Below are 19,031 nucleotides of genomic sequence, written 5' to 3' on the forward strand. Positions count from 1 at the left end.
TCTCGACGATGCACTCCATGGCTCTGCGCTCCATGCGCTCAGTAGCGGTAGTGGTCCGGCTTGTACGGGCCGTCGACCTCTACGCCGATGTACGAGGCCTGCTCGGGGCGCAGCGTCGTCAGCTTCACGCCGAGGGCGTCGAGGTGCAGGCGCGCGACCTTCTCGTCGAGGTGCTTGGGAAGCACGTAGACGTCGGTCGGGTACTCGTCGGGCTTGGTGAACAGCTCGATCTGCGCCAGCGTCTGGTCCGCGAACGAGTTGGACATCACGAACGACGGGTGGCCCGTCGCATTGCCCAGGTTCAGCAGACGGCCCTCGGACAGGACGATGAGGACCTTCCCGTCGGGGAACTTCCAGGTGTGGACCTGCGGCTTGACCTCGTCCTTGACGATGCCCGGGATCTGCGCGAGACCGGCCATGTCGATCTCGTTGTCGAAGTGGCCGATGTTGCCCACGATCGCCTGGTGCTTCATCCTGGCCATGTCCGAGGCCATGATGATGTCCTTGTTACCGGTCGTGGTGACGAAGATGTCCGCCTTGTCGACGACCTCGTCGAGCGTCGCCACCTGGTAACCGTCCATCGCCGCCTGCAGCGCGCAGATCGGGTCGATCTCGGTGATGATCACCCGGGCACCCTGGCCACGCAGCGACTCGGCACACCCCTTGCCCACGTCGCCGTAGCCGCACACGACGGCGGTCTTGCCGCCGATCAGGACGTCGGTGGCACGGTTGATGCCGTCGATGAGGGAGTGACGGCAGCCGTACTTGTTGTCGAACTTCGACTTCGTCACGGCGTCGTTCACATTGATCGCCGGGAACAGCAGGGTGCCGTCGCGGTGCATCTCGTAGAGACGGTGGACACCGGTCGTGGTCTCCTCCGTCACACCGCGGATCTCCGAGGACATGGCCGTCCAGTCGAGTCCGCTGCGGTCCAACAGGGCGCGGACCACGGCCAGTTCCTCGTTCTCGGCCTCGGGCAGTATCCCCGTCTTGCGGTACTCGACACCCTTGTGGACGAGGAGGGTGGCATCGCCGCCGTCGTCCAGAATCATGTTCGGCCCGGTGTGGCCCGGCCAGGTCAGCGCCTGCTCCGTGCACCACCAGTACTCCTCCAGGGTCTCGCCCTTCCAGGCGAAGACCGGGATGCCCGCGGCGGCGATCGCGGCCGCCGCGTGGTCCTGGGTGGAGTAGATGTTGCAGGAGACCCAGCGGACGTCGGCGCCGAGGGCGACGAGGGTCTCGATGAGGACGGCCGTCTGGACCGTCATGTGCAGGGACCCGGTGATCCTGGCACCCGCCAGCGGCTGCGCCGCCGCGTACTCCTCGCGGATCGACATCAGGCCGGGCATCTCGTGCTCGGCGAGGGTGATCTCCTTGCGGCCGAAGGCGGCGAGGGACAGGTCGGCGACCTTGAAGTCCGTGAAGTCAGCGGGCGGCTGCGAGGGCATGTGTGCTCCTTGAGGTACGGATGCTCTGGATGTTCTCGTGGATCTCGAGCGTCGCGGTGGACCGGTTGAGGGTGATGTAGTGCAGCCCGGGCGCTCCCTCGGCGAGCAGCCGTTCGGCCATGGCGGTGGCGTACTCCACGCCGATGCGATGTCCCTCGGCCGGGTCACCGGCGGCCGCTTCGAGGCGGTCTGCCAGCGCGGCGGGGAAGCGGGCGTCGGACAGCTCGGCGAAGCGGCGGATCTGCCGCACGTCGGTGGCCGGCATGATCTCCGGGATGATCGGGGTGTCGCAGCCGGCCGCCGCGACCCGGTCACGCAGCCGCAGATAGTCCTCCACGTCGAAGAACATCTGGGTGATGGCGTAGTCGGCGCCGGCCCGGCACTTGGCGACGAAGTGGCTGATGTCGCTGTCCCAGTCGGCCGAGCGGGGATGCCGCTCGGGGAAGGCCGCGACGCCGACGCTGAAGCCGCCCAGGTTCCTGACGAGCCGGACCAGTTCATGTGCGTGCGTGAACCCCTGGGGGTGCGGCGTCCATGGCGCGTTGGGGTCGCCGGGCGGGTCGCCGCGCAGGACGAGCACATCGCGCACGCCCGCGTCCGCGTACTGGCCGATGATGTGGCGCAGTTCGGCCACCGAGTGCCCCACGGCGGTCAGATGGGCGACCGGGCGCAGGGTGGTCTGGGCGGCGATGCGCTTGGTGACCTCGACGGTACGGTCCCGGGAGGAGCCGCCCGCGCCGTAGGTGACGGAGACGAACGTCGGCGAGAGGGCTTCGAGGCGGCGGATCGCCTGCCACAGCATGCGGCTGCCGGACTCGGTCCTGGGCGGGAAGAACTCGAAGGAGAAGGTCGGGGTGCCGCTCGCCAGAATGTCGCGCAGCGTGCTCAATTGCGGCCTCCGGCGTTGAAGTAGCTCGCTTCGGGGTGGTGCAGGACGATCGCGTCGGTGGACTGCTCGGGGTGCAGCTGGAACTCCTCGGACAGGACGACGCCGATGCGTTCCGGTGCGAGAAGCGTGGCGATCTTGGCCCGGTCGGCGAGGTCGGGACAGGCCGGATAGCCGAGCGAGTAGCGGCAGCCCTGGTACTCGGTTCGGAACATGCCGTCGAGCAGGTCGGGGTCACCGCCGCCGATACCCAGCTCGGAGCGGACGCGTGCGTGCCAGTACTCGGCGAGCGCCTCGGCCAACTGGACCGACAGGCCGTGCAGTTCCAGGTAGTCGCGGTACGAGTTCGACTCGAAGAGCTTGGCCGTCTCCTCGCCGATCCGGGAGCCGACGGTGACGACCTGGAGGCCGACGACATCGGTCTCGCCCGACTCCTCCGGGCGGAAGAAGTCGGCAAGACACAGGTGCCGGCCGCGGCCCTGGCGGGGGAAGGAGAACCGGGACAGCTCCGAGCCCGCCTCGTCGAGGAGGATGAGGTCGTCGCCCTTGGACACGCACCGGAAGTAGCCGTGGACCACGGCCGCTTCCAGCAGGTTGTCCGTCTGCAGCCGGTCGAGCCAGCCGCGCAGGCGGGGACGGCCTTCCGTCTCGACGAGTTCCTCGTAGGTGGGCCCGTCGCCGGTGCGTGCCTGCTTGAGGCCCCACTGGCCCTTGAACAGCGCGTCCTCGTCGAGCCAGGAGGCGTACTCCTTGAGCTGGATGCCCTTGATGACGCGGGTGCCCCAGAAGGGCGGCTCGGGGACCGGGTTGTCGGTGGACGTGTCGGAGCGTGCGGGCCCCTCTTCGGGCCGCTCCTCGATCTGTACGTTGCCCGCCTTCACCCGGCGCTGCTTGAGCTCCGGCAGTGTCGCACCCGGCACGCCCCGCTTGACGGCGATCAGGGCATCCATCAGACGCAGGCCCTCGAACGCGTCGCGCGCGTAACGGACTTCGCCCTCATAGATCTCGTGGAGGTCCTGCTCGACATACGCCCTCGTCAGCGCCGCGCCACCCAGAATGACGGGGAAGTCGGCGGCCATCTTGCGCTGGTTGAGCTCCTCCAGGTTCTCCTTCATGATCACCGTCGACTTGACGAGGAGTCCGGACATACCGATGACGTCGGCCCGGTGCTCCTCGGCGGCCTCCAGGATCGCGGAGACGGGCTGCTTGATGCCCAGATTCACCACGTTGTAGCCGTTGTTCGACAGGATGATGTCGACGAGGTTCTTGCCGATGTCGTGAACGTCGCCACGCACGGTGGCCAGGACGATGGTCCCCTTGCCCTCGGCATCGGACTTCTCCATGTGCGGCTCCAGATACGCCACCGCGTTCTTCATGACCTCGGCGGACTGGAGAACGAACGGCAACTGCATCTGGCCCGACCCGAAGAGCTCGCCGACAACCTTCATACCGTCCAGAAGCGTCTCGTTGACGATTTCCAACGCCGGGCGGGACTGCAAGGCCTCGTCGAGATCGGCCTCCAGGCCGTTCTTCTCACCGTCGATGATGCGGCGCTTGAGGCGCTCGTCCAGCGGCAGCGCGGCCAGCTCCTCCGCCTTGCCGGCCTTGAGAGACTTCGCGGTGGCGCCCTCGAACAGCGCCATCAACTTCTGCAGCGGGTCGTAACCCTCGGCACGACGGTCATGGATCAGGTCGAGCGCCGTCTGCACCTCCTCCTCGCTGAACCGCGCGATCGGCAAGATCTTCGACGCGTGCACGATCGCCGAGTCCAGGCCCGCCTTCACACACTCGTCCAGGAACACCGAGTTGAGGAGGATACGGGCGGCCGGATTGAGACCGAAGGAGATGTTCGACAGACCGAGCGTCGTCTGCACGTCCGGATGGCGCTTCTTCAGCTCACGGATCGCGCCAATGGTCGCGATACCGTCCTTGCGGGACTCCTCCTGACCCGTACAGATCGTGAAGGTCAGGCAGTCGATGAGGATGTCCGACTCATGGATGCCCCAATTGCCGGTCAGGTCGTCGATCAGACGCTCGGCGATGGCGACCTTGTGCTCGACGGTGCGAGCCTGACCCTCCTCGTCGATCGTCAGCGCGATCAGCGCCGCGCCGTGCTCCTGCGCGAGCCGGGTGACCTTCGCGAAACGGGACTCGGGACCGTCACCGTCCTCGTAGTTCACCGAGTTGATGACCGCGCGACCACCGAGCTTCTCCAACCCGGCCCGCAGGACCTCGACCTCCGTGGAGTCCAGGACGATCGGCAGCGTCGACGCCGTCGCGAAGCGGCCGGCCAACTCCTCCATGTCGGCGACGCCGTCACGGCCCACATAGTCCACGCACAGATCCAGCATGTGCGCGCCCTCGCGGATCTGGTCGCGAGCCATCTCCACGCAGTCGTCCCAACGGGCCTCCAGCATCGCCTCGCGGAACTTCTTCGAGCCGTTCGCGTTCGTCCGCTCCCCGATCGCCATGTACGCGGTGTCCTGACGGAACGGGACCGTCTGGTACAGCGAGGCGGCACCCGGCTCGGGACGCGGCTCGCGAACGGCGGGCTGTACGCCCCGCATCCGCTCGACGAGCCGGCGCAGGTGCTCCGGGGTGGTGCCGCAGCAGCCGCCCACCAGGGACAAGCCGTAGCTGTTGACGAAGTTCTCCTGCGCGTCCGCCAGTTCGGGCGCGGTCAGCGGGAAGTAGGCGCCGTCCTTGGTCAGCACCGGCAGTCCCGCATTCGGCATACACATCAACGGCGTCGTCGAGTGCTGCGCGAGATGGCGCAGGTGCTCGCTCATCTCGGCGGGGCCGGTCGAACAGTTGAGGCCGATCAGGTCGATGCCCAGCGGCTCCAGGGCCGTCAGGGCCGCCCCGATCTCCGAGCCGAGCAGCATCGTGCCGGTCGTCTCGAAGGCCAGGGAGCAGATCAGGGGCAGTCCGACGCCCAGTGCCTCCATGGCCCGGCGGGCGCCGAGCAGACCGGCCTTGGTCTGCAGCAGATCCTGTGTCGTCTCGACGATCAGTGCGTCGGCGCCGCCCGCGATCAGGCCCTCGGCGTTCTGCTGGAAGCCGTCGCGCAGGATGTCGTAGGTGATGTGCCCGAGCGTGGGCAGCTTGGTGCCGGGGCCCATCGAGCCGAGGACCCAGCGCTGCTGCCCGGTCTTCGCGGCGAACTCGTCGGCGACCTCGCGCGCCACCCGGGCGCCGGCCTCGGAGAGCTCGACGATGCGGTCGGCGATCTCGTACTCGCCGAGGGCCGAGGAATTCGCGCCGAACGTGTTGGTCTCGACGCAGTCCACGCCCACCGAGAAGTACGCCTCGTGGACGGAGCGCACGATGTCGGGGCGAGTGACGTTCAGGACCTCGTTGCAGCCTTCGAGGTCCTGGAAATCCTCCAGGGTGGGGTCCTGCTCCTGCAGCATGGTGCCCATCGCGCCGTCGGCCACGACCACACGGGTGGCCAGGGCCTCGCGGAGGGCGGCCACGCGGGCGCGGTCGGACAGGGGCGGGAATGTGTCGGTCATGCCGTGTCCCCGAGGCAGCCCGCGAGCGGCTGTGCCGCTTCGGTTCCGTACGCCTGCGCCACCGTGTCGAACAGAGCGGCCTTGTCCACGCGGTAGGTCTGCGAGCCGACCGTGGCCAGCGCCCGCGCGGCCAGGGCGCAGCCGAGCCGGGCCGCCGTCACCAGGGACAGGTCCCGGGCCACGGCGCCGAGGAAGCCGGCCCGGAAGGCGTCACCCACGCCCGTCGGGTCGGCCACCGGCACCCCGGCGACGGCGGGCACGGTCAGCGGGGGCCGTCCCTCGCTCTCGACGAGGGCGCCGCGGTCGCCGAGCGTGGTGATCCAGGTGCCCACCCGGGACAGGACCTCCTCACGCGACCACCCCGTGCGCTCAAGGAGCAGCGCGGCCTCGTACTCGTTGGTGAAGAGCCAACGGGCGCCGGACACCAGCTCCCTGACCTGCGGGCCGTCCAGACGGGCGAGCTGCTGGGACGGGTCGGCCGCGAAGGCGACCCCGAGTTCGCGGCACTGCCGGGTGTGGCGCAACATCGCCTCCGGGTCGTTGGGGGCGACCACGACCAGGTCGAGTCCGGCGACCGGTACGGGCAGCCGGGTGAGGTCGATCTCGCGGGCCTCCGCCATCGCGCCGGTGTAGAAGGACGCGATCTGGTTGGAGTCGCGGTCGGTGGTGCACATGAAGCGGGCGGTCTGCCGCTCGTCGGACACGTGGACTCCACCGGTGTCGACGCCGTTCTCCTTGAGCCACACCTCGTACTCGGCGAAGTCGGCGCCGACGGCACCGACCAGCAGGGGTGCGAGGCCGAGGCCGCCGAGGCCGAAGGCGATGTTGGCGGCGACCCCGCCGCGCCGTACGTCGAGGCTGTCGACGAGGAACGACAGTGAGACATGGTCCAGTTGATCGGGGATCAGCTGGTCCGCGAACCGGCCGGGGAAGACGGTCAGATGGTCGGTGGCGATCGAGCCTGTCACCGCTGTACGCACGTTGGCACTCCCGTCGGGGCGACGTGACCGGTCAGATACCGGCCGCGGCCCTGAGTTGGGGGGCGCGGTCGGTCCGCTCCCAGGTGAAGTCGGACAGTTCGCGGCCGAAGTGGCCGTACGCGGCGGTCTGCGCGTAGATCGGGCGCAGCAGGTCGAGGTCGCGGATGATCGCGGCGGGGCGCAGGTCGAAGACCTCCCTGACGGCCTGCTCGATGCGCGTCTGGGCCACCCTGCCGGTGCCGAAGGTCTCGATGAACAGGCCGACGGGCTCGGCCTTGCCGATCGCGTACGCGACCTGGACCTCGCACCGGTCGGCGAGTCCGGCCGCGACGACGTTCTTGGCGACCCAGCGCATCGCGTACGCGGCGGAGCGGTCGACCTTGGACGGGTCCTTGCCGGAGAAGGCGCCGCCGCCGTGGCGGGCCATTCCGCCGTACGTGTCGATGATGATCTTGCGGCCGGTGAGGCCGGCGTCGCCCATCGGGCCGCCGATCTCGAAGCGGCCGGTCGGGTTGACCAGCAGACGGTACTCGTCCGTCTCCAGCTTGATCCCGTCCTCCGCGAGCCGGGCGAGAACGTGCTCGACCACGTGCTCCTTGATGTCGGGGGCGAGCAGGGTGTCGAGGTCGATGTCGGGCGCGTGCTGCGAGGAGACGACGACCGTGTCGAGGCGCACCGGCCGGCTGCCCCGGTACTCGATGGTGACCTGGGTCTTGCCGTCGGGGCGCAGGTACGGGAGCGTGCCGTTCTTGCGGACCTCGGTGAGGCGGCGCGACAGGCGGTGGGCCAGTTCGATGGGCAGCGGCATCAGCGTCGGCGTCTCGTTGGTCGCGTAGCCGAACATCAGCCCCTGGTCGCCCGCGCCCTGCCGGTCGAGCTCGTCGCCGTCGGCGGCGCCCTCGGCGCGGGCCTCGTAGGCGACGTCGACGCCCTGTGCGATGTCCGGCGACTGGGCGCCGATCGACACGGAGACGCCGCAGGACTCGCCGTCGAATCCCTTGGCCGAGGAGTCGTACCCGATGCCGAGGATGGTGTCGCGCACCAGCTGGGCGATCGGCGCGTACGCCTTGGTGGTGACCTCGCCCGCGATGTGCACCTGGCCGGTCGTGATCAGGGTCTCGACGGCGACGCGTGAGGTCGGGTCCTCGCGCAGCAGGGCGTCCAGAATCGTGTCGCTGATCTGGTCGGCGATCTTGTCGGGGTGGCCCTCGGTGACGGACTCCGAGGTGAACAGATAGGAGGACATGTTTCTCCAAAGAGTCTCGGGCGGACGGTGCGTCAGACCGTGCCGGTGGCGTACCGGCTCGCGGGGCGGCTCAGTCCGAGCCGGGCCCGCAGGGTGGTGTCCGCCGGCTGCGGCGCGCCGGAGCGGCGCAGCGTGGGGGCGGTCGTGGTGAGGAACGGGTCGTGCGCGCCGCTCAGCGCGACGGTGAGACCGTCGGCGCCCGAGGCGGCCAGCAGGCCCTCAGCGTCGGCGTGGTCGAGCAGGGGGACGAGGACCTTGGCCCCGGGCGCCGACGACCGTACGGCGGGAACGTCCGCGGGGTCGTCGAGCAGTACGAGGTCGGCGTCCGCGGCGAGGGCGGGGCCCCGCACGGCGACGACGGGGTGCCCCTGGGGCGGGCGGGCGACGTTGAGCGGGCCGGCCACGTCGAAGTGGCGTCCGCGGTGGTCGAGTCGGTGGATCGTGTCGAGGCGCCAGTACTGGCCGTCGGCGCGGTCGTGGACGTACGCGTCGTCGTCGAAGCTGTCCCACAGCCCGCGGGCGACCTCGATCAGTTCGGCCGTACGGCCCTCGGCATCGGCGGCGCCCGCCAGCCAGCCGGTGCGGCCCCGGCCCAGGTGGTCGAGCGAGGCGACGATCCGGGCCACGTGGTAGGGCGCCTGGTCGTCGGGGAGCGGGGAGACGATCAGGCCGATGCGGTCGGTGCGCGCGGCGAGGGCCGCGGCCAGCGTGGTCGTCTCGAACGGGGCCTGGCGGCCGGGCGACCCGGCCGCGTCGTCGAGGATCAGCGCGTCGAGACCGGCGGCCTCCGCGGCGCGTGCCACGGCGGTGAGCCCGTCGAGTGTCGGTGCGTCCGTGCCGTGCGTGGCGATCCGGCCGACCAGAAGAGGGGTGGTCATGCGGTGGCTCCTGCCGTGGTGCGGTCGGCCGGCTGCCCCGGCACGGGGGCGTCGAGGCCGAGGTTCTCGCGCAGCGTGCTGCCTTCGTACGAGGTGCGGTACAGGCCGCGGCGCTGGAGCTCGGGGATCACGTGGTCGACGAAGTCGTCGGCGGAGCCCGGCAGATACGGGAAGTCGATGTTGAAGCCGTCGGCGCCGCGCCCGGTGAACCAGCTCTCCATGTGGTCGGCGAGCTGCTCGGGCGTGCCGACGACGATGTCGCCCATCAGCCGCAGGGCGAGCTGCCGGATGGACAGGTTCTCGCTGCGGGCGAGCCCCACCAGGCGCTCGGTCGTCGACTGGGACTGGTTGGTGTACGGGATGTCGGGCACGGGGCCGTCGATCGGGTACGCGCTCAGGTCGACGTCGCCGAGGAAGTCCTGCAGGGTGCGCAGCGCGACATGGTCGTGGGTGAGGTCCTGGAGCTCCTGCAGGCGCGCCTCGGCCTCGGCCTCGGTGGCGGCGACGATCGGTGCGAGGGTCGGCCACACGAGGACCTTCTCCGGGTCGCGCCCCTGGGCGGACACGCGCTTCTTGAGGTCGGTGTAGAAGCTCTGGGCGTCGGGGAGCGTGTTGTGCCTGGTGAAGATCACCTCGGCGTGGCGGGCGGCGAACTCCCGCCCCACGGGCGACGATCCGGCCTGGATGATGACGGGGCGGCCCTGCGGCGGGCGGGCGATGTCGAGCGGGCCTTCGACGGTGAAGTGCTCTCCGTGGTGGCCGATGGGGTGCTCGCCGCTGTCCCAGAGCTGCTTGACGACGTCGATGAACTCCTCGGCGCGCTGGTAGCGCAGGCCGTGTTCCAGGTGCTCGGGGAAGCCGAAGTTCGCGGACTCCCAGGGGGCGGCGGAGGTGACGACGTTCCAGCCGGCACGGCCGCCGCTGAGGTGGTCGAGGGAGGCGAACCGGCGGGCGATGTGGGCCGGTTCGTTGTAGGTCGTCGTCGCGGTGGCGCACAGTCCGATGTGCTCGGTGGCGGCGGCGTACGCGGCGAGCAGCGTCAGCGGCTCGAAGTGCTCGGTGCGCGAGGTGCGGCACAGCGAGTCGAGGCGGGTGCCCCACACGGCGACGATGTCGGCGATGAACACCGCGTCGAACAGGCCGCGTTCCAGGGTCCGGGCGTTCTTCTTGTGGAACTCGAAGTCGAGCTGGGCGTCCGCCTGGGTCGACGGATGGCGCCAGGCGGCGACGTGACCGCCGGGGCCGTCGATGATGCCGGCGAGGGTGATGCGCCGACGGGGCGTGGTCATCGGATACCTCCGTGGATATTCCGCCCTTCAGGGCGGCGAGGAATCGGTTTCCTGCGGGGCAGGGCAACGGGCTGCGATTTGCCGTCTGGGCGGATCGCAGTGCTCTGACCCGCAGGTTTGGCCGTAAGTAGTGGGGCGGCTACTTTGTGAGCGTGACCGGGGGCCAGGTGAAGCGGGCGTTCAAGTACCGCTTCTATCCGAGTGATGCGCAGGCAGCGGAGCTGTCGCGCACGTTCGGATGTGTGCGCAAGGTCTACAACATGGCCCTGGCGGCCCGTGCCGAAGCCTGGGCGCGGCAGGAGCGGATCAACTACAACCAGACGTCCGCACTGCTCACCGAGTGGAAGAAGACCGAGGAACTCGCCTACCTCGGCGAGGTGTCCTCGGTGCCGCTCCAGCAGACGCTGCGGCACCTGCAGACGGCATTCGCGCACTTCTTCGCCAAACGGGCCCGGTACCCGCGGTTCAAGTCCCGGAAGAAGTCGCGTAAGTCCGCCGAGTACACCACGTCGGGGTTCCGCTTCCGGGACGGCGAGGTCACGCTCGCCAAGATGACGGAGCCCCTGTCGATCGTGTGGTCGCGGCCTCTGCCTCACGGGGCGGCCCCGTCCACGGTGACCGTGTCCCAGGACGCGGCCGGCCGCTGGTTCATCTCGATGCTCTGCGAGGACGCGACTGTTCAGCCCCTGCCCACCTCCGGCACGGCGGTGGGCATCGATGCGGGACTCACCCATCTGCTCACCCTGTCCACCGGCGAAAAGATCGCCAACCCCCGGCACGAGCGGCGGGACCGGACCCGGCTCGCCAGGGCCCAGCGGGAACTGTCCCGCAAGACGCCGGGCAGCAACAACCGGGCCAGGGCCCGCCGCAAGGTTGCCAAAGTGCACGCGAAGATCGCCGACCGGCGCCGGGACCACCTGCACAAGCTGACCACTCGACTCGTGCGTGAAAACCAAACGCTCGTGATCGAGGACCTGACCGTGAGAAACATGGTCAAGAACCACACCCTGGCGCGCGCGATCAGTGACGCGTCCTGGGCCGAGTTCCGGAGCATGCTGGAGTACAAGGCAGCCTGGTACGGGCGGGATGTGGTCGCAGTAGACCGCTTCTTCCCCTCCTCCAAGCTGTGCTCCGCCTGCGGTGCACTCGCCGGGCGCATGCCGCTCAACATCCGCACCTGGACGTGCGAGAACTGCGGAACGACCCACGACCGGGACGAGAACGCAGCGAACAACCTTCTGGCCGCCGGGCTGGCGGCAACGGCCTGTGGAGCCGGTGTAAGACCTCAACGGAGAACTCCGGGCGGGCAATCGACGATGAAGCAGGAAACTCCACGGCGCGAGCCGCAGGAACCCTCTCCCCTCAGGGAGTAGTGGGAAGTCAAGTTTCGGTTCTCTCCCTAGGTAAGGTTCGGTGCGCTCGGCGTCAGTTCCTGACGGCGGACGCCAGGATCCGCGCGAGGGCGCGGACGTTGTCGCCGGTCAGCATCGTCACGTGGTTGCCCGGGACGACCCGGATGGCCAGGTCCTCGACGTGGTCCTCCCAGCCGAGGCCGGCCCGCGCGTGGAAGCGGTCGCTCTCGTCGTAGTCGGTGCCCTTGCCGAATCCGGTGTCCCCGGCGCGCAGCACGGCGACGGGGCCGGCGTACGGGCCCGGCCGGTAGCGCTGGACCGCCTCGACGCTGTCGCGCATCAGCGCGACCGGGTCGCCGCCGCCGTCGCCGCGCATCCACTCGGCGATCTGGGCGAGTTCGGTCAGATAGGAGGCGGAGCCGTCGGGTTCGGCGGTCCGCGCGTCGTGTTCGCCGTCCGGGTCCGAGGGCCGTGCGCCGGGGCCTTCCGCGTCCGGGGCCGGGGCGCGGCCCTCGGCGACGGCGCGCAGCTGGTTGGCGAAGGAGCCGTCGGCGTCGGCGTCGGTGAGTTCGCCGTCGGGGGCGCCGGCGTCGACCATCACCACCAGCGGCGGGCGGCCGCCCTCCTCGGTGATCCGCCGGGCGATCTCGTAGGCGATGACACCGCCGCCGGAGAAGCCGCCCAGAACGATCCGCTCCCCCGAGTCCAGGGCGGGGCGCAACGCTTCGAGATAGAGCTCGGCGAGCTGCTCGGCCGACAGGTGCTCCGGCTCGGGGTCGTCCACGCGCGGGTCACGGATGCCGACCAGCGCCTCGGGGCCCTCGTAGCAGTGGGCGAGCTGCGCGTAGCAGGCGACCTGGCCGCCGGGCGGGTGGACGAGGTGGACGGTTCCCGCGCCGGGCCGCTCGGCGGGGCGCAGTGGTACGAGGACATCGGCGGGACCGGAGCCGGTGGTGTCCCGCGGCTCCTGGGTGAGCAGATGGGCGAGCTCACCGGCCCTGGGGTGGGCGAGGAGTTCGTCCAGGCGCAGGGTGCGTCCGGAGCGCAGGTTGAGCTCCCGCAGCAGCCGCATCGCCAGGAGCGAGTGACCGCCCGCCTGGAAGAAGTGCACACCGGGGTCGGCGACGGGGGTGCCGAAGACGGCCTGCCATGCCTCCTTCACCACCTGGGTCTGCGGTCCCTCGGGCCAGGTCACCGCCTCACCGGCGGCGTCGGCCACGGGCTCGGTGCGGTCCGCCATCCTCGGCAGGTCCGCCGGGGACAGCCCGGCGAGGATGTCGGCCACGGTCGTCGACTCGTCGGCCGTGTCGGGCAGCTCACGCAGCAGCCCGGCGCACTGGTCGACAAGCAGGGCGGCGTCGGCGTCGGCGATCCGGCCGCGGTCGTACACGGTGGTGAGGACCAGGCTGCCGTCCACGTCGCGGAAGGCGAGGAGGGTGACCGGGAAAGCGGTCTGGGAACCGGCGGCCTCCGGGAGTTCCACGCGGATGCCGTGCGCGGCGAGCGTGGACTCCAGGTCGTCGGAGGAGCGCGGGTAGTTCTCGAAGACGATCAGGCTCTCGACGAGTTTCTCGTCCGCCCTGCGCCCGCTCCACTCGTGGATCTGTCCGGTCGACACCCACTCGTACGCGGCCATGTCGAGCGCCTGGTCGCGCAGTTCGGTCAGCAGTTGGGGCACGGTGTGCGCCGGGTCGACCTGGATGGTCATGGGCAGCGAGTTCATCAGCAGTCCCGGGAGCCGCTCGACGGAGTCGAGGGCGATACCGCGGCCCGAGACGGTGACGCCGAAACCGACCGGGGACGGCCCGTGGCCGCCGCCCGCCCGGTACAGCAGCAGCGCCCACACGGCCTGCAGCGCGCTGGACTCGGTCGCGGCGCGGGCGGCCGCCCAGGAACGCAGCCGGTCGGCCTCCGGGCGGCTGAGCCGGACCTCCGCGCGGCTCCAGCCGCTCTGGCCGGTCGCGGGGCCGGGGAGCGCGGGCCGCACCAGCGGAGCGGCCGCCGGCACCGCCGCCGACCAGAACTCCCGCGCCGGAGCGGTGTCCTGCTCGGCGAGCCAGCGCGCGTAGTCGCGGATGTCGGGGCGTCGCTCGCCGCCCGGCAGGGTGCCGTCGGCGAAGTAGGCCCGGTAGAACTCCTGGAGCAGGACCGACACACTCCAGCCGTCCAGCAGTACGTGATGGAACGTGATCAGCACGCGGGTCGACGGGGTCCCGGCGCCGTCCGGGTCGTCGACGAGCGTGGCCCGCAGGAGCCCCGGCACGCGCAGGTCGAAGCCGCGCACGCGGTCCTGCTCCATCAGCTCGTCCCAGTCGACGCTGCCGGCCGGGTGCCGGACGACGTCGGCGGTGACCCGGTCGTGCAGGACCAGGCACGGCGCGTCGTCCCAGTCGAACGCGGCCCGCAGCACGGTCTCGCGGTCGAAGACGGACTGCCAGGCGGCGGTGAACCGCTCGGTGTCCAGGGGGCCGTACCAGCGCCAGAACAGCTGCTCCACATAGCGGCCGCTGCCGGAGTGGGCGAGCGCGTCGAGGAGCAGGCCGTGCTGCTGAGGGGTGACGGGCACCGTCTCCGGCGGGTCCACGGCGGACGGGCCGGCGGCGATGGAGTCGGTCAGCGCCTCGGCACGGGACGGCTCGGCCGCGCCCGGGAGAGCGGCCGGGAGGCCCGGAGCCGTGATCTCGCCAGCGGACACGGCGTCCGGGTCGGCGCCCGCGAGGGTGGCCAGGACCCAGCGCATCTGGTCCACGAGCGCCTTGACGCCCGCCTCGTCGACACCGTCGGCGGGGCTGGGCACCCAGGTGAGCCCCATGCGCAGCCGGCCGCCGTGGACGATGCCGTACACCTCGACGCCGTACACCCGCTCGCAGCGCGCGGAGTGCTCGCGCGGGATGGGGCGGCCGGACATGGTGAAGCCGCCGTCCGCACTCAACTGGTCGGCCTGACCGTAGTAGTTGAAGCAGACGAGGGCGGGCGGCAGAGCACGCAGCTGGGTGCGAAGCGCGGGATCGGAGGAGAACTCGCGGCAGGCGCCGAAGCCGACGCCGCCGTCCGGCACGCCGGTCAGGCCGTCGGCGACCTGGGCGAGCCAGCGCTCCGGGTCCGTGGCGCGCTCGGCGGCGAGGACGACCGGGTGGATGGAGGTGAACCAGCCGACCGTGCGGAACAGGTCGTCGCGGCCGTGCCTGCCATGGGTCTCGACGTCGAAGGTCACCTCACGGGTACCCCGCCACCGGGCGAGTGCCTGGGCGAAGGCGCCGGTCATCACCTGGTGGACCTGCAGGCCGAGCTTACGGGGCAATGGTCCGATGAGGCGGGTGGTGGCCTCGGGGTCGAGGGAGAACTCGACGCGGCGGATGTCCTGCTCGTCGGGCGCCGGGGTGGTGAGCAGCAGGCTCTGGGCCTCGCCGCGGGCGGCGGCCAGGGCGCGCCAGTAGTCGGCCTCGCCGGGGCGTGCGGCGACGGCGGGGAGGGAGGCGACCCACTCCTCGTAGCGGCACGCCTCGTCGGGCAGGGCGGGCAGTGTGCCGTCGGACAGGGACGCCAGTGCGTGCTCCAGGTCCTCCAGGAGGATGCGCCAGGAGACGCCGTCGACGACCAGGTGGTGGATGGCGACGAGCAGCAGGCCGTTGTCCTCGGGCCGACGCCGGTCGTGGGCGAGGAGAGCGCGGACGTGGACGCCCTTGAGCGGGTCGAGGCTGCGCTCGATCTCTTCGAGGGCCGCGTCGAGTTCGCCGTCGTCGGTGACGTCGCGCTCGCGCAGGACGTCACGTGGGTCGTAGGCGGAGAACGGCGCGGCCCCGGTCATGTGGCCCTCGGAGAAGTCGCCGTGTGCGTCCGCCGTGAAGCGGGCGCTGAGCGCGGGGTGTGCCGCGACGACGGCCTGCAGCGCGAGGCGCAGCACGGTGGGGTCGACGGGGCGGTTGAGTTCCAGGAGCACCGACTGGTTCCACTGGTGCAGGTCCGTCCTGATGTGCCGGAAGAACCAGGACTGCACCGGTGCGAGCGGGGAGACACTGCTGCCGCGGGTGCGGTCCGCGACCGCCGGTACGTCGGCGGCCGCCCCGGCGGTGGCGGGTTCGCCGGTGGGCTGCGGTGCGGCGTCGGCGTCCAGGTGTGCGGCGAGATCGGCCAGCACGGGATGGCGGTAGATCTCGCGCATGGCGAGGGTGAAGCCCTCGCGGCGCAGCCGGGAGACCATCTGCATGGCGAGGATCGAGTCGCCTCCGGCTTCGAAGAACTGCGCGTCGTCGCGCACGTCCCCGAGGAGCTCTCGCCAGACGCTACGGACGGCCGGCAGCGAGCTCCTGACGTCGGCACGCGGCGCGGGAGCGGCCGGCGCGGGAGCGGCCTCGGGCGATACGGCGGGCTCGACCGGCCCGGCGGGCTCGGCCTCGACGGCCGGCTCGCCCTGCGTCGCCAGCTGGTCGAGGGCCCGGCGGTCGGTCTTGCCGTTCGGCAGGACGGGGATGCGGGGCACCCGGTGGAAGTGGGCCGGGACCATGTGGGACGGCAGCAGCGGCCCGAGAGCCGCGCGCACGTCCGTGACCTCGGCCCGCGTCACCACATGGGCCACGATCTGGAGGCTGCCCCGGGCGTGGCGGGAGACCTGGACCGAGGCGTCCTGGACGGCGGGCAGCGACATCAACGCCGCGCGGACCTCGCCCAGTTCGACCCGGTTTCCGTTGATCTTGACCTGGTCGTCGAGGCGGCCCAGGTGGGTGAGAGCGCCGCCCGGCAGGAGCCGGACCAGGTCCCCCGTGCGGTACACGGTGTCCGTGCGGCCGCCCACCTGCAGGGCGCGGTAGCGGTCCGCGGTGCGCTCGGGGTCCCCTACGTAGCCGTCGGAGACGGTGCCGCCCCCGATCCACAGCTCGCCCGGTGCGCCCGGCGGCAGTTCGCGCAGGGACTCGTCGAGCACGTAGGCGCGGATGTTGTCGAAGGGCACTCCGATCGGCACCTCGCCGCGGCGTGTCCAGAAGGAGTCGTCCCCGCGGCCCCAGGAGAAGACCGTGGAGTACGACGTCTCGGTCGGCCCGTAGGCGTTGTGCAGCCGGGCCGGGTGCGCCGCCTCGAAGGCGATGCGGAGCTCGTTGGGCAGTGACTCGCCGGTGGAGACGACCGTGCGCAGGGTGCGGTTGGCCGTGAACGCCTCCGCCTCCAGCAGCAGGCGCAGTTGGGAGGGGACGGCGTGCAGCAGCGTGACGCCGTGCCGCTCGATGGCCTCGGCCAGCAGGTCCGGATCGCGTTCGGCGTCCGGTGGCGCGACGACCAGGCGGGCGCCCGACACGAGGGCGACGAGCATCTCGTGGGCGCTGACGTCGAAGGTGAAGGGCGCCTTGAGGAGCATCGCGTCGTCGGAGCCGATGCCGAAGTGCCGGACGGCGGCGAGGACGTCGGTGACCAGGGCGCGATGGCTGAGCTGGACGCCCTTGGGGGTGCCGGTGGAGCCGGAGGTGTAGAGGACGTGCAGCGCGTCGGCGGGCGCCGGTCCCTGCACGGCCGCCACGCCGGACCTGGCCAGTTCGGCCAGCGGCACCTGCTGCGGGCCCGCCGGGCAGGCCCCGGCGGTGTCGGGGGCGACGATCGCGAGCCGGATCCCGCTGCTGTCGACGATGTGGCGGCGCCGCGCCTCGGGGTGGGCGGCGTCCAGAGGCACGTATGCGGCACCGGTGCGCAGGATCCCGAGCATCGCGGCGACGGCCTCGTCGCTGCGGGGCAGCAGGACGCCGACCCGGTCGCCGGCGCGCACGCCGCGGGCGACGAGTCCGGCGGCGTACCCCTCGATACGGGCGTCCAGTTCGCGACGGGTCCAGCGGCGGTCGCCGAACTCGACGGCCACCGCGTCCGGGCGTGCCTGCGCGGCGGCGCGGATCAGTGTGTCGATGTCCGTGTCGTCGAGGGGGTGGTCGGTGGCGTTGAGGTGGTCGAGGGTGGCGCGGGCGCGCGGCCCGATCCCGTCGAGCTCGGCGACGGCACGGTCCGGCCCGCGCACCAGCTGCCGGGCGAGCTCGCAGACGTGCTCGGTGAAGGCCTCGGCGGTCGCGGTCTCGATGCGGGCGGCGTCGTACTTGAGCCGGCCGCGCAGCGTGCCCCCGCCCTCGTACAGCTCGAGGGTGAGCAGACCGAGGCCGGGGGTGGGGACGTCCTGGCGCCAGCGGGCGCGCAGTCCGCCGCGCAGCTCGACGCCCTCGTCGGCGGCGGCGCCCGGGTCGGCCCAACTGTGCAGCACGAACGTGCAGTTGAACGGGTCGGCCGCGGCGCCGCCCGGGGCGAGCTTCGCGATGCGCGGGAACGGAAGGCGCGAGTGGTCCACGGCGCGGGCCAGTTCCCGCTGCACGCCGCCGACGAACGCGGCGGCCGTCAGGTCCGGGTCCTGGGCGGGGGCGCGCACCAGGAGGGTACGGACGAAGTAGCCGACGGTGCGGTCGAAGCGCGGGTCGGTACGGGCGCCCAGCGGGACACCGACGGTGGGTGCCTGCTGGCGGCCGTACGTGCCCAGGGCCTTGAGGTAGGCGGCGAGCAGCACGGCGGCGGCACCGGCCCGGTGCTTCCGCGAGAACGCGGTGATCTCGCCCCACAGCCCGGCGTCCAGGTCCAGCGGCACCATCGCCTCGCGGGGCGCGTCGGCGCCCGGGGTGTCCAGCGGGAAGTCGACGGTGAGGTCGGCGCCGTCGAGCCGGCCGCGCCAGTACTCCTCGGCGGCGGCGGTGTCCTGCCCGGCCTCGTGGGCGCGGGCGGTGACGTAGGCGCCGAATCCGGCGGGGGCGGCACCGGGCACCTCGCCGTATTCGTACGCGCCGAGCAGGTCGGCGAGGAGGAGGCCGGTGGACTCTCCGTCGACGACGAGGTGGTGCACGACGAGCAGCAGCGTGTGGTGATCGGGTGCGTGCGCGATCAGCACGGCGCGCAGCACGCCGTCGCGTTCCAGGTCGAGTTCCCGGCGGGCTTCGGCGAGCAGGGCCCGGGCCGGAGCGTGACCGGTGTCGGGGGCGGCGCCGCGGCGCTCGATGCGCGGGGCGCGGGCCGGGTCGACGTCGAGGAAGGGCAGTCCGTCGCCGCTGCCGGTGTCGTCGTCGCAAACGCGCGCCGAGAGCAGCGGGTGGCGGGCGACGAGAGCGGCCAGGGCGGCCTCCAGCGCGGCGTCGTCGAGCGGGCCGCGCAGGTCGATGGCGAGCGGCACGTTGTACGGCGAGTTCTGCGGGTCGGCCCGGTGCTGGAGCAGCAGCCCGAGCTGGTCCTCGGTCAGGGGTACGGTGCCCGCCTCGGCCGCCCCTGGGCCGGCGGTCGCGGCGGTCTGCGCGCCTGAGCGCTGGAGCATGGTCATCAGGTGTCTCCTGAGTCGGAATCCGAGGCTTGGGTTCGTCCGGGCACACCTCGGCCCGGTGGTCCGCACGGTCCGGGCACGAGTGTGGTGCGCGCCGCCGACACGTCGCT

At 71.5% G+C, this 19,031-nt stretch carries 9 protein-coding genes; 1 reads left to right on the top strand and 8 read right to left on the bottom strand.

Annotation, left to right across the window (positions count from 1 at the left end):
* Positions 1-38: 38 nt before the first annotated feature.
* From ahcY to OG574_RS52115, 7 genes are read right to left on the bottom strand one after another with little or no spacing between them, the layout of a single operon-like run.
* Complete coding sequence (gene ahcY / locus OG574_RS52085; RefSeq protein ID WP_326779362.1) at positions 39-1,448, bottom strand: adenosylhomocysteinase; 1,410 nt, start codon at positions 1,446-1,448, stop codon at positions 39-41.
* Entirely contained in the window at positions 1,426-2,337 is a 912-nt protein-coding gene (gene metF, locus OG574_RS52090; RefSeq protein WP_326779363.1) for a methylenetetrahydrofolate reductase [NAD(P)H], read from the bottom strand. Before metF ends, ahcY begins: the two co-directional genes overlap by 23 nt.
* Complete coding sequence (gene metH, locus OG574_RS52095; protein WP_326779364.1) at positions 2,334-5,849, bottom strand: methionine synthase; 3,516 nt, start codon at positions 5,847-5,849, stop codon at positions 2,334-2,336. Before metH ends, metF begins: the two co-directional genes overlap by 4 nt.
* Complete coding sequence (locus OG574_RS52100) at positions 5,846-6,829, bottom strand: carbohydrate kinase family protein (protein WP_326779365.1); 984 nt, start codon at positions 6,827-6,829, stop codon at positions 5,846-5,848. Before OG574_RS52100 ends, metH begins: the two co-directional genes overlap by 4 nt.
* 31 nt (positions 6,830-6,860) lie before the next feature.
* The gene (metK, locus tag OG574_RS52105) at positions 6,861-8,075 is read right to left on the bottom strand and encodes a methionine adenosyltransferase (RefSeq protein WP_326779366.1); all 1,215 of its coding nucleotides are present in this window, start codon (positions 8,073-8,075) and stop codon (positions 6,861-6,863) included.
* A gap of 32 nt (positions 8,076-8,107) precedes the next feature.
* Positions 8,108-8,953: an LLM class flavin-dependent oxidoreductase gene (locus tag OG574_RS52110; RefSeq protein WP_326779367.1), complete on the bottom strand. Its 846-nt coding sequence runs from the start codon at positions 8,951-8,953 to the stop codon at positions 8,108-8,110.
* On the bottom strand, positions 8,950-10,242 hold the full coding sequence (locus OG574_RS52115) for an LLM class flavin-dependent oxidoreductase (protein ID WP_326779368.1): 1,293 nt from the start codon (positions 10,240-10,242) through the stop codon (positions 8,950-8,952). Before OG574_RS52115 ends, OG574_RS52110 begins: the two co-directional genes overlap by 4 nt.
* Before the next feature lie 152 nt (positions 10,243-10,394).
* Between OG574_RS52115 and OG574_RS52120 the strand changes: the two genes are divergently transcribed.
* Complete coding sequence (locus OG574_RS52120) at positions 10,395-11,615, top strand: RNA-guided endonuclease InsQ/TnpB family protein (protein WP_326779369.1); 1,221 nt, start codon at positions 10,395-10,397, stop codon at positions 11,613-11,615.
* 52 nt (positions 11,616-11,667) lie between these two features.
* Here the strand turns inward: OG574_RS52120 and OG574_RS52125 are convergent, their stop codons facing one another.
* Positions 11,668-18,921, bottom strand: coding sequence for a non-ribosomal peptide synthetase (locus OG574_RS52125; protein ID WP_326779370.1), 7,254 nt, complete (start codon positions 18,919-18,921; stop codon positions 11,668-11,670).
* Positions 18,922-19,031 lie beyond the last annotated feature (110 nt).

The organism is Streptomyces sp. NBC_01445 (assembly GCF_035918235.1).
In the GTDB taxonomy this organism is placed as follows: Bacteria; Actinomycetota; Actinomycetes; order Streptomycetales; family Streptomycetaceae; genus Streptomyces.

Bases quoted from the DNA above. Each gene is read 5' to 3' on its own strand.
- metK (WP_326779366.1), bottom strand. From the start codon at position 8,075: ATGTCCTCCTATCTGTTCACCTCGGAGTCCGTCACCGAGGGCCACCCC.
- metH (WP_326779364.1), bottom strand. From the start codon at position 5,849: ATGACCGACACATTCCCGCCCCTGTCCGACCGCGCCCGCGTGGCCGCC.
- OG574_RS52125 (WP_326779370.1), bottom strand. From the start codon at position 18,921: ATGACCATGCTCCAGCGCTCAGGCGCGCAGACCGCCGCGACCGCCGGC.
- OG574_RS52115 (WP_326779368.1), bottom strand. From the start codon at position 10,242: ATGACCACGCCCCGTCGGCGCATCACCCTCGCCGGCATCATCGACGGC.
- OG574_RS52110 (WP_326779367.1), bottom strand. From the start codon at position 8,953: ATGACCACCCCTCTTCTGGTCGGCCGGATCGCCACGCACGGCACGGAC.
- ahcY (WP_326779362.1), bottom strand. From the start codon at position 1,448: ATGCCCTCGCAGCCGCCCGCTGACTTCACGGACTTCAAGGTCGCCGAC.